Origin of the sequence: Vreelandella zhaodongensis (assembly GCF_013415115.1) — a bacterium.
Classification (GTDB): Bacteria; Pseudomonadota; Gammaproteobacteria; order Pseudomonadales; family Halomonadaceae; genus Vreelandella; species Vreelandella zhaodongensis.
In genome coordinates, this window is the sequence record NZ_JACCDD010000003.1 from 59,130 (window position 1) to 71,139 (window position 12,010).

At 53.0% G+C, this 12,010-nt stretch carries 10 protein-coding genes; 5 read left to right on the top strand and 5 right to left on the bottom strand.

Annotation, left to right across the window (positions count from 1 at the left end; genetic code table 11):
• The first annotated feature begins 11 nt into the window (after positions 1-11).
• On the top strand, positions 12-632 hold the full coding sequence (locus tag HZS79_RS06760; RefSeq protein WP_162219368.1) for a phosphoadenosine phosphosulfate reductase domain-containing protein: 621 nt from the start codon (positions 12-14) through the stop codon (positions 630-632).
• Between the two features lie 90 nt (positions 633-722).
• Here the strand turns inward: HZS79_RS06760 and cysB are convergent, their stop codons facing one another.
• Complete coding sequence (gene cysB, locus HZS79_RS06765) at positions 723-1,697, bottom strand: HTH-type transcriptional regulator CysB (protein WP_162219369.1); 975 nt, start codon at positions 1,695-1,697, stop codon at positions 723-725.
• Positions 1,698-1,980: 283 nt separating this feature from the next.
• Here cysB and trxA point away from each other — a divergent pair, with 283 nt between their 5' ends.
• A complete protein-coding gene (gene trxA, locus HZS79_RS06770; RefSeq protein ID WP_162219370.1) occupies positions 1,981-2,364 on the top strand; it encodes a thioredoxin in 384 nt (127 codons plus the stop codon).
• Positions 2,365-2,506: 142 nt separating this feature from the next.
• Here the strand turns inward: trxA and HZS79_RS06775 are convergent, their stop codons facing one another.
• The gene (locus HZS79_RS06775) at positions 2,507-3,601 is read right to left on the bottom strand and encodes an AI-2E family transporter (protein ID WP_162219371.1); all 1,095 of its coding nucleotides are present in this window, start codon (positions 3,599-3,601) and stop codon (positions 2,507-2,509) included.
• A 238-nt stretch (positions 3,602-3,839) separates the two neighbouring features.
• On the opposite strand from HZS79_RS06775, the gene HZS79_RS06780 reads away from it, so the two are divergent.
• Positions 3,840-4,670, top strand: coding sequence for an SIMPL domain-containing protein (locus HZS79_RS06780; protein WP_179927410.1), 831 nt, complete (start codon positions 3,840-3,842; stop codon positions 4,668-4,670).
• Here HZS79_RS06780 and serS read toward each other — a convergent pair.
• Positions 4,609-5,886, bottom strand: a complete 1,278-nt coding sequence (serS, locus tag HZS79_RS06785) for a serine--tRNA ligase (protein WP_162219373.1) — start codon at positions 5,884-5,886, stop codon at positions 4,609-4,611. The two genes, HZS79_RS06780 and serS, sit on opposite strands and share 62 nt — an antisense overlap.
• Before the next feature lie 259 nt (positions 5,887-6,145).
• Between serS and HZS79_RS06790 the strand changes: the two genes are divergently transcribed.
• Together HZS79_RS06790 and ydiJ are read left to right on the top strand one after the other, a co-directional pair.
• Positions 6,146-6,736 carry a DUF4202 domain-containing protein gene (locus HZS79_RS06790; RefSeq protein WP_162219374.1) on the top strand — a complete coding sequence of 197 codons (591 nt, stop codon included), beginning with the start codon at positions 6,146-6,148 and terminating at the stop codon, positions 6,734-6,736.
• A gap of 87 nt (positions 6,737-6,823) precedes the next feature.
• Entirely contained in the window at positions 6,824-9,925 is a 3,102-nt protein-coding gene (gene ydiJ, locus HZS79_RS06795; protein ID WP_179927411.1) for a D-2-hydroxyglutarate dehydrogenase YdiJ, read from the top strand.
• A 163-nt stretch (positions 9,926-10,088) separates the two neighbouring features.
• Here the strand turns inward: ydiJ and HZS79_RS06800 are convergent, their stop codons facing one another.
• Positions 10,089-10,997, bottom strand: coding sequence for an amidohydrolase family protein (locus tag HZS79_RS06800; protein ID WP_246311427.1), 909 nt, complete (start codon positions 10,995-10,997; stop codon positions 10,089-10,091).
• 3 nt (positions 10,998-11,000) lie between these two features.
• Positions 11,001-11,921, bottom strand: coding sequence for an alpha/beta hydrolase (locus HZS79_RS06805; protein ID WP_179927412.1), 921 nt, complete (start codon positions 11,919-11,921; stop codon positions 11,001-11,003).
• Positions 11,922-12,010 lie beyond the last annotated feature (89 nt).

Sequence of the window (12,010 nt, forward strand, 5' to 3'; positions counted from 1 at the left end):
CAGGAGTCAGCATGTCCTCAGCGCTTGACAATATTAACCGCGATTTTGCCAATAACCCCCAAGAACTTATTAAGTGGGCGTTTAGCCAAGGTGAGCGCCCCATCTGCACGACCAACTTCCGGCCATTTGAGGCGGTGATCCTTCACATGGTGACCCAGGTACGCCCAGACACACCGATCGTGTGGATGGATAGTGGCTACAACACGGAAGCCACCTATCAATTCGCCGATGCTTTAATCCAGCGGCTGAATCTAAACATGGTGAGCTTTATTCCTAAGCGAACCCGTGCTCACCGTGAAGCGTTAGAGGGGCCAATGCCAAGCATTGACGACCCACGCCACGCTGCCTTCACGCAAGAAGTAAAGATTGAGCCGTTCGAACGCGCCTTACGGGAAATGCGGCCGGATGTCTGGTTTACCGCGTTACGGGCAGAGGACACTCCAGAGCGGGCCAAAATGCAGCCTGCCAGCCGTAACAGCGATGGCCTTTTAAAAGTTGCACCACTACTACAGTGGACAGCAAAAGATATGTACTACTACTTAGAAGCTCACGACCTACCTAATAATTTCGACTACTTTGACCCCACCAAGGTGGAAGATAAGCGTGAGTGCGGATTGCATTTACAACACTAAACGTGACACCTAGGTGGTAAATGATGAATAGCGCGCAAGCTCAACCACGCTAATGCGCTATTCATCTAACGCTCTTGGGGAAACTTCCGATTAGTACTCTGGGAGCTCCACGCCCTCAAATAGCTCGTGCTCATAACGCGGCCCGGCTGTCAGCGCCTCATCGACACGATCGCGAGTTAAATGCGGAGCAAAACGCGTCAGAAAGTCGTACATATAGCCGCGCATAAAGGTGCCACGGCGGATACCAATTTTGGTCGTTGAGCTAGCAAACAAATGGCTGGCATCCAGCGCGATCAGGTCTTCATCCAACACTGGGTCAACCGCCATATGGGCAACGATGCCAACCCCCATACCCAGTCGCACGTAGGTTTTAATCACGTCGGCATCGGCGGCTGTTAGTACCACATTAGGTGTCAACCCCTGCGCCTTAAATGCATCATCTAGCTGCGAGCGCCCGGTAAACCCAAACACATACGTGACCAACGGGTGTTCGGCCAATGCTTGCAGCGTTAGCGGTTTATCAATTGATGCAAGGGGGTGATCTTTGGGCACCAAAACGCAGCGATTCCAACGGTAACAAGGTAGCAATACTAAATCGGTGAACAGCTCTAACGACTCGGTGGCAATGGCAAAATCAGCCTGGCCTTCGCTCACCATCTGGGCAATTTGCTTTGGTGTTCCCTGCTGCATATGCAATGCAACATCAGGATATTTAAGCGTAAACTCACTAATAATGGGCGGCAGCGCATAGCGGGCCTGGGTGTGGGTAGTAGCAATTGACAAACTTCCTCGGCGCTCATCGCTATGCTCTTGGGCGACTTGTTTTATATTTTCGGTCAGCTTTAATACCTGTCCTGCCAACTCAATGATCGACAATCCCGCGGGGGTGACCCGGGTTAAATGCTTCCCACTACGCGCAAAAATCTCAACGCCGAGCTCATCTTCCAGCAAGCGTATTTGTTTAGAAATACCTGGCTGCGAGGTAAATAAACTCTGTGCGGTGGCCGAGACATTCAAGTTATGTCGATTGACTTCCCAGATATAGCGAAGTTGCTGTAGCTTCATATCCTCACCTTATTATCTATGCAGGAAGCACGTTGACGCGCATCCTCGCGCCACTACCAATTCGTAACACCCCAACAGCACACTGGGCTGACACGCATCAAGGACACTATTTTGAATAAAAAAACATCTTATAATTCACTTATAGTATAAAAAATAGGCGTTACGGACACCCCTTAATTTTTTATCATCGTTGTCAAAACGCCATAGGAAATTTGCCAGCAACCTCCGCGCCCGCTAACATCTGCCAACTTGGCGCGGTGAAAGTGCGCTAGTAAGTCGCGTAATGACCGTTGCTCCATTTGAGGCAACGAACCAGCAAGAGCAACGCAAACGGGAGAAACAAATGGCTAACAATGTTGATGTCACCAACGCCAATTTTGAGCAAGAAGTCCTCAACGCCGAACAGCCTGTCCTGCTGAAGTTTTGGGCCCCCTGGTGCGGTCCCTGTAAAGTAATGGCACCTGTGGTTGATGAAGTAGCCGCCGAACGCGGTGACAACTTAAAAGTGGTTAGTGTGAACGTTGACGATGCACCTGAAATTGCAGCAGAGCAAGGTGTACGCGGCGTTCCAACAGTGATGCTGTTCAAATCTGGAACAAAAGTAGCCTCACTGGTGGGTGCTCAGTCGAAATCGCAGTTGACCCAGTTTATCGATCAAAACGCTTAAACTGCGTTGGGGTTACCGCTGAAAACCAGCGGTAACCCACTGTGATATTTTAGCCATCCAGTCTCACTCCACAGCTATTTCTTCACGGTAACCTCTTTACAACCATCTCCTTACAACCACCTCCCCATAACCCTCTCCGTTTTCACTCCCGCTCTAATGGGGGACGGCTTGCATCTCCAGTGCTTGCTTTACTCTGCCCACCAGGTCCAAGCAAGTGAGCAATCCAGCGGGTTTGCGGGTGGCTATCCAGAGCAATTTTCAATGTCATCGTCAATACCACCGACAGCAGCATGCCGACGGCCCCAAAAATCCACCCCCAAACGACCAGCGAAAGAAACGCCACAAAGGTAGATAGCCCTAACGCCCGCCCCATCACTCGCGGCTCGATCAAATTCCCCAACACAAAATTAATCACCAGATAGGCAGAGGCCAGTAACAGGGCCTGCAATGCACCACCATCCTGGGAAACCAGCAACAAAAGCACCGGCGGTATCGCCGCCAACGCAGAACCAATATTGGGAATAAAGTTAAGCGCAAAGGCCAGTACCGCCCAAAGTAGTGGAAACTGCACGCCCACCGCCAAGCATGAAAGCCACACCAACACCGCCGTTGCCAAGCTAATCACTGTTTTAACTGCCAAGTAGCGTTTCAGCGTTAAGCTAAATTCGCTAAAGCGCTTGAGGCTGGGGGCAGGGTTTTCCAGGGCAAGCGACACTTTCTCCCGGAAATTCAGTGTTTCAAACAGCATAAAAATCACTAACAGTGCCACAATGCTGCCCTGCATAAAGAGACTACCAAGCTCCCCTAGCAATTTTGTCACCCACGATCCGTCGTCCTCCATGGCAAATAAATTACTTAGCTGTTCAGGGTTGATGGCCAACCCACTATTGGCAAGCGCATTCAAAACATCTCTATAGTGCTCATACAAACGCGCCTCAATATCTGGTAGCGCCTCAACAAAGGTGCTAAAGCTATTCACTACCAGCAAACCAATCAAAGAGACAAACCCAACGAGCACCATCAATGCTAAGAAAGCCGAGGTTCGCATCCCTAAACCGTGCCGATGCAGCCATTGAATAGGCGATGTGCACACCACCGCGATAAAAACAGCCAACAGCAATGGCACGATTAAATCAGCTCCTGCCTTCATGCCAGCGACAATCACCACCAAGGCAGCAAGCGCCAAGGTCGCGTTTAAGGGGATACTTCGGTAGTCATCATCCGACAATTTAGACATCGCCTTTTCCCTAGCTTTTATCTATACAGCATGGTCGCTCGGTTGATATTGCACAAACTCTGGCAATAGTGATCCAACTATGAAATTAGCACGCAAACTATGGAAATAGTGAGCAATTGCTTTTTACCACCACTTTGTGAGTGAACTTTACACTGCCTTCCCCTTCAAAGCGGTGTTCTCAGTAACCAGCTAACTTTCAGCTCGCTAGTCGAGCCCCAAAATAGTAAGGAAAGGATTTATGAACACACCCTCGAACTATCTGCAGCGACTTCGTTATAGCATGCTAGGAGGCGCACTACTCGCGCTGCTCGTCGCGCCTTCTGCGCAAGCAGCCCCCGCGCACCCTAGCCTACATGTTCAAGCACAGTCGTGGGTGGAAGTTGAACCCGACAAAGCGACTCTCTCTGCACGGCTGTGGGAAAATACGCCAGCGGTTTCCAACCTTGAGGATACCGACAAAGACGCGCTAAGCGCTGCCCGCGAGCAACTTGAGAATCGTGCCAGCGAGCTGATTAAAGCCATGGAAGACATCGGCATTGAACAACGTGCCATCAATGCTGGATCGCTCAATGTTTATCCTGAACATGTGGCTGGCCCGCGCAATGATGACGGTGAACGGGAAACGCTAACGCGCACCCGCCTAGAGCGCCCATTCAGTGTTGAGCTAACCAATATAGACCAATTGGGCGAGGTGTTTGATGCAATGATAAGTGCGGGCGTGAACACGCTGGACGGTGTTCAGTTTGATCTCCAGGACCGCGACGCCGCTACCGATGAAGCACTTACTAAAGCACTAGAAAAAGCCCGCCACAAAGCGGACTTGATGGCCAGCACACTGGGCGTAAGCATTGGTCAGGTTCAGCGCATTGAAGAAACCCAATCGCCTATCTTTCAACCCCGCATGATGGCCGTACGCGCTGAGAGCGATGCCATGAGCAGTGGTTCTGCTAGCGACTATCGCCCCGGCACCATTCGTATCGATGCCGAGGTCAACGTTGAGTGGGCTCTTAAAGGACAAGACGCTCAAGACCACCCAGGTAGCGTTGAAGAGGAGCAGGAACAGCAATAGAGCCATCCGCCTGCTGGTGGTTTTCAAGCACCGCCAGCAGGCACCGACCCACTGCCAGACCCGAGCCATTCAACGTATGCAGCAACTGTGGCTTTTTAACGTCAGGATGGCGGAAGCGGGCTTGCATGCGCCGCGCCTGAAAATCTTCACAGTTCGAGATTGACGAAATTTCCCGATACGTTTCCTGGCTAGGCAACCACACTTCCAAATCGTAGGTCTTCGCCGCCCCAAAGCCCATATCGCCGGTACACAGCGTGACTACGCGGTAAGGCAACGCCAGCGCCTGCAGAATGGCTTCAGCATGGCCGCGCATCTCTTCCAGAGCTTCATAACTCTTTTCTGGCTCGACAATCTGCACCATTTCTACTTTATCGAACTGATGCTGACGAATCATGCCGCGGGTATCGCGTCCGTGAGAGCCCGCTTCACTGCGGAAACACGGCGTGTGAGCCGTCAACTTCATCGGCAGCGCTGCTTGATCCACAATCTCATCACGCACAAAGTTAGTTAACGGCACTTCCGAGGTGGGAATCAGGTGATACTCGCGCTCATCATCCAGCTTGAATAAGTCTTCGCCAAATTTTGGCAGCTGGCCGGTACCCATTAGCGAATCGCGATTCACCATGTACGGCACATAGCACTCTTCATAGCCATGCTGCTCGGTTTGAGTATCCAGCATAAACTGCGCTAGAGCGCGGTGCAGGCGCGCAATCGGCCCACGCATTACCGCAAAACGCGCGCCGGTCAGCTTAGCCGCCAGCTCGAAATCGAGATAACCCGACTTCTTGCCCAAATCAACGTGATCCAACACCTCAAAATCAAACTCACGAGGCGTACCCCAACGGTGAAGCTCAACGTTATCGTCTTCGCTCTTACCTTCCGGCACGCTTTCATGAGGAAGGTTGGGAATACCACTGATAGCGTCATCCCACTCTTCCTGCACCTCGGCCAGTTCTTTCTTGGCTTTATCCAGGCGCTCACCTAAATCGCTCACCTCATCCAGCAACGGCTGAATATCTTCACCGCTAGCCTTCGCCTTACCAATCGCTTTTGAACGCATATTACGTTCGTTTTGCAGCTGCTCGGTTTGGGTTTGCAACTCACGACGGCGCGATTCCAGCGCTTGCAGTGCCGCTTTATCAAGTTCGAAGCCCCGCCGGGCCAGTTGTTGCGCAGCCGCATCAAGATCACCGCGCAGCAGTTTCGGATCGAGCATGAGTTATCCCTTGGCCTGAAATCAGTGGAACACGGCGTACACCGCCCGTGATGAAAGAGGCCTATTGTAGGCAAAAGCACGGCGTGGAGCTATGGGTGGCTTAATGGGGAGTGATGGCTTGTATGAAGTAAGCATTTTGCTATGGCAAAAGTGAATATTGCTTTAGCGCCTGCCGCCTTTATGTAGCAGGCGCTTTTTTATGGCCTGCCGCTAACCTGCTAGCATGTCGTTAATTTCCCCTAATCATGCGAACTCTCTTATGACTTCTGCGTTTGAACAGACCCTAACGGCCATTGATACGCTTCACGCTCAAGATCCGCGCCAAACCACCCTTGACGATGGTACTACCCTGCCCCAGGAACTTGCCTACGCCCAGCGTATGAGTCATTGGTTAGCACAGTTACAATCTACCCCTACCGAACAGCTGCGTTTGGCAGTACGCGCCCAGCATCTCCAGCGCTGGCTTGTGCCGCGCAGCGATTACCCTGAAGGGCGCATAGGCTATTTAACCTGGCGTCGCGATCAGGGGGAGCGCGCGGGCGATACCACTGCCCAGCTGATGCGCGACGCTGGCTATAGCGCTGCAGACGCCGAACGAACCGCAACGATTATCCGCAAGAAAGGTCTTGGTCGCGATGCCGATGTGCAAGCGCTGGAAGATTGCGCCTGCCTGGTGTTTTTGGAAAATTACTTCGCGGATTTCTCCCGCAAGGTCGAGCACGACCATATGGTGCGTATTGTGCAAAAAACCTGGGGCAAGATGTCACCCCAAGCACATGCGCTTGCTTTGGCACTGCCCATGAACGCGACCAGCGCAGCGCTGGTGAAAGAAGCACTTGGCAGTGCATAAGACGTACCACCAAGATGCAGAGCCGCGGTAGCTGCGGTAAAGTAGCGTATCCCCTATCCGCTCCCAGCAGTGACGGCTTGATCAACTATGATTGCATCTTTGGATTCTCGTACGGCCCCGTTTAAACGCTTGAGCACTCATTACGTGCGTTTCCTCGAAGCCCTGCACGCCCGCGGTTTCGAAGGCGAGATTGCCCCGGACTACGCCAACCGCACGGTGCTGGCAACGGATAACTCGATTTACCAGCGCTTGCCACAGGCGGCGGTGTTTCCTAAGCACGCGGAAGATCTTGAACGCCTTGCCAAGCTAGCCGCTGAGCTGCCCCACCGCGATATTGTGCTCACGCCTCGGGGCGGCGGCACGGGTACTAACGGCCAGTCGTTGACCGACGGTATCGTGGTGGACGTTTCCCGCCATATGAATCAGATCCTCGAGATCGATGTAGAGGCACGGCGGGTACGCGTTCAGGCGGGCGTGGTGAAGGATCAACTCAACGCGGCGCTGAAGCCCCATGGGTTGTTTTTTGCCCCGGAGCTTTCGACCTCTAACCGTGCCACCATCGGCGGCATGATCTCCACCGATGCCAGCGGCCAGGGCAGCTGCGAGTACGGCAAAACCCGTGACCATGTGCTGGAACTGGACACGGTTCTGCTGGGGGGACAGCATCTGCACAGCCGCCCGCTTAGCGCTGACGAGGAGCAGCAGGCCGTTGCGCAATCCGGCATTCTTGGCCGCGTGCATACCACTGCGGCTGAGATTATTGACCAGCAGCGCGATTTGATTGAGGCGAAATTTCCGCCGCTTAACCGCTGTTTAACCGGCTACGATTTAGCCCACCTGCGGGAAGCGCAAGGCCAACTGAACCTGAACAGCCTACTGTGTGGTTCGGAAGGATCGCTGGGCTTTTTGAATGAAGCGGTATTGAACGTGCTGCCGATCCCTAAGCACGCCACGCTGGTTAATGTGCGCTACCCAGGCTTTATGGACGCGCTGCGCGATGCTAAGGCATTGATGGCCAGCAGCGCTCGGCCCACTTCCATCGAAACAGTGGATGACACGGTGCTGCAGCTGGCCATGGAAGATTTTGTCTGGGACAGCGTAGCTGAGTTTTTCCCCGCCACCGGTAGTACGCCGATTCGTGGCATTAACTTGATCGAGTTTAATGACGATGATCCTGAGCGCTTGGCGGAACGGGTACAGGCGTTCACTGACCATTTGAGCCAAGACGCTACCGTTGAGCGTTTAGGTTACACCCTGGCCGAAGGCCGTCCGCAGATCCAAAAAGTCTACGCCATGCGTAAACGCTCGGTGGGCTTGCTGGGCAATGTGCAGGGCGAAAAGCGCCCGATTGCGTTTGTGGAAGATACCGCCGTACCACCGGAGCACTTGGCTGACTTTATTACTGAGTTCCGCGCCGCGTTGGATGCTAGGCAACTTTCATACGGGATGTTTGGCCATGTCGATGCGGGAGTGCTGCACGTGCGCCCGGCGCTGGATATGAAAGATCCTGCGCAGGAAAAACTGATTCGTGAGATTTCCGATGAAGTGGCAGCCCTGACCCAGAAGTACGGCGGGTTGTTATGGGGAGAACACGGCAAAGGCGTGCGCTCGGAGTACGGCCCCAAGTTCTTTGGTGAGCTGTACCCCAGCCTGCAGCGCGTTAAAGCAGCCTTTGATCCGCATAACCAGCTAAACCCCGGCAAGATTGCGTCGCCCGCAGAAGGCCATGAACTAATCGCCAAAGACAGCGACCCTGATCTGTTAACGGTCGATGGCGTCACCCTGCGCGGCCAGTTGGATCGCACCATTGATGAACGTGCCTGGCAGGCCTATGACGCGGCGGTGTACTGCAACGGCAATGGTGCCTGTTATAACTACGACCTTGATGACCCCATGTGCCCTTCCTGGAAGGCTACCCGTGACCGTGTGCATTCGCCCAAAGGCCGCGCCAGTTTGATGCGTGAGTGGCTACGCCTACAAACCCAGGCGGGTATCGATGTGGTGGAAGAGTCGCGCAAGAAAAAAGCCGAAAACGGCTGGGGCTTTGTTAAAAGCTTTCCCCGCCGGGTCATGAACACCGTTAGCAAGCAGCAACACCACGACTACTCCCACCAGGTGTATGACGCCATGGCGGGTTGCTTGGCGTGTAAATCCTGCGCAGGCCAGTGCCCCATAAAGGTCAACGTGCCGCAGTTCCGTTCGCAGTTTTTAGAGGTCTACCACGGCCGCTATTTGCGCCCGCTGCGCGATTACATCATTGGTGGCACCGAATTCATGCTGCCAACGCTTGCCAAGATCGCGCCGCTGTATAACGCCCTACTCAACCAGCGCTGGGTGGACAGCTTGATGCGCAAAGGGCTGGGGATGAGTGATTCTCCGCAGCTTTCCCGTGCCAGCGTGAAAAAGCAGCTAAGGGCTTGGGGCATCGCCGAAGCCACGCCCACCTCCCTGGCACTACTCACTGAGCAGCAGCGCGCTAACAGCGTGATTATTGTCCAGGATGCGTTCACCAGCCACTTTGAAGCCAAGCTGGTGATGGATGTGGTGGAACTGCTGTCGCGGCTGAATCTGCGGGTGTTTGTGATGCCGTTTTCTGCCAACGGCAAACCGCTGCAGGTACAGGGCTTTTTAGGCGCCTTTGAGCGCACGGCGGAAAAACAGGCCAAGCGCCTGCGGGCGTTGGCAGAGTTTGAGGTGCCGATGGTGGGTATCGACCCCGCCATGACGCTGACCTATCGCCAGGAGTACGTTAAATCCTTAGGTGCCGAGCAAGTACCCAACGTGCTGATGCTGCAAGAGTGGCTAGCCACCCGTATTAACACGCTAGCACCTAGCCAGCTTACGCTAACCGACCCTGGCTTTAAGCTGCTGTCTCACTGCACCGAAAAGACCAACGCACCGGGCAGCCCCAACGCCTGGCGGCAGGTGTTTGCGGCATTTGGTTTAGAGCTTGAGCTAATGGCGACCGGTTGTTGCGGGATGTCCGGCACCTACGGGCATGAAACCCGTAATGTCGACACATCGAAGACAATCTACGCCCAATCCTGGCAGCCCCAGGTGGAAGCCAAGGAAAACGCAGGCAAGCTGCTCGCCACAGGCTACTCCTGCCGTAGCCAGGTAAAACGCTACTCAGCACAAACCCTACCCCACCCGCTTCAGGCGTTGTTGGTATGCTTGCGTAGCCGTTAAATCTAAAACGGCTGAATATCAAAAAGAAAACAGCCCCTCATCTGCTAGATAAGGGGCTGTTACTTAAGAAACCTCTGATTAACTATTGCGCTTGACCATAGTGAGCTTTTTCGTTGATTTTTGCCTTGTCTGGTCTGCGCTCATCACATGAATTAGAGACTCCTTAGGCTAAGTCACCAAAGTAAAGCGCGTCTGGATTATCAACCAATATTCGCTTACGTGTTTGTACATCAGGCGCCCAAGATGCAAGTTCATCAAAAAGCGCACCGTCATTTGGCATGGGTACGGAGATATGGGGATGAGGCCAGTCTGAGCCCCAAACACACCTCTCTGGATTCGCTTGGATCAGTTGCTGTGCGAAAGGGACAACGTCATCGTAGGGCGTTTGATCAAGCGAGGTTATGCGGTATGCCCCCGAGAGCTTTACCCAGGCATGGCCATTTTTCAAAGCACGGCAAAGCGCTTGAAAGCCCTCCTGTGCAAGCCCTTTCTCACATGCCATGTGCCCCATGTGGTCTATCACAACGGGAACAGGAAGTTGGCCTATGAGTGTTTCGAAGTTCTCAAATTCAGAAACATCAACAAGGAACTGCAAATGCCAACCCCTTTCAGCCAACCTGTCTGCAAGAGCGGTGACGTCTTTCCAAGATATCCCTCCCTTGAAAAGCATATTAAGCCGTACGCCTCGGAACCCGTCTTCATGCAGTGCATCTAACTTATTATCACTGACACTGCTATCGACAACCGCAACGCCTCGGTAGGCATGACCGCTCTTCCTCAGGCGTTGTAATGCATGACGGGTAGCTGAGTTGTCCACCCCATACACACTTGGTTGCACCAAAATGCCGCGCTGAATACCAAGCGTCTGATGCAGGTGAAGGTACTCCTCTAGCGAAGCATCCGGCGGTGTGTAGGTGCGTCCAGGGTGAAAGGGATACTTCGATGAAGGCCCAAACACATGCGCATGGCAGTCAACTGCACCAGCAGGCACCAAGAAGTGCGGTGCCTTAGGTGATGGATCCATCGGAGCACATTCAGGAATTCCAGCGACACTACCCGTACTGTTTTGCATTACTTACACCACCGCCTTAGCAGCTTGCTCAGTGGCTACATTTGATGCCACCCAATTAGCCACAACTGCTGCAAAACGCTGGAACTTAGGATCATCGTCTAGCATCCATTCGGTGTGGCCACCGTCTGGAAGTAGAAATAATGATTTAGGCCCAGGATAGACTGCATACAACGAATGCGCTTCAGTTACCGGGTGGAGGTCATTTTCCCCACCATGCGCAATGAGTAGCGGTGTGTTTGCAAAACGCTGATCAATATGGGCTTCTGGGTGGAAAGAGACCAATGAATCGGCAAAGTCTAAATCAGACGTCAGCCCATAACCGGGTGTTTTTCGGAGCACTTCGTCAACATACCCTTTGGAAATCGGATCAAGCGGATAAATATCAAACGGATCAATCTTTTGTGCCTCTCCTCCTTGTGCAAGGCGAAGGCGCTCTTGCTTAACGAATTGACGGAAATTTTTCCACCCCAACTCGCCGCGTAGTGCTTTCTGTACACGCACAGCGTCAAAAAAGCCGTTCATGCTGATCAATGCATCAACCTGATCCTCTACCAAACGGTAAGCATCTAACACTAAGCCACCGGCCATGCCCCAGCCAGCAAGAACCAGTGCACGGCCTTCTTGTTCGGCACGAGCCCGCACACGAGTAACGACACTTGCTATATCGCGTACTTGCTCTTCTAACAATACCTTACCGCGCTCACCTTCGCTTTCACCGAATCCGCGATAGTCGAAACCGAAGCACAAAAAGCCTTTTTTGGTTAAAAAACGAGCAAAACGCTCAGGATGGATATGCTTGAGACCAGTAAAGCCGGAGCAGACAATAACGATTGGCGCATGCTCCTGTAGCTTATTTTCTTCCCAGTAGTAAGAACCATCAAGTTTAAAACCATCACTAAAGATTGAGACGCTTTCTGATTGCATGGAGTGCTCCGAAAAATATTCAAGATGTCTATTGAGGCATTGACATCTTGCTATAACGGCCCCATCGTTAAAGACATTAAAACGCCATA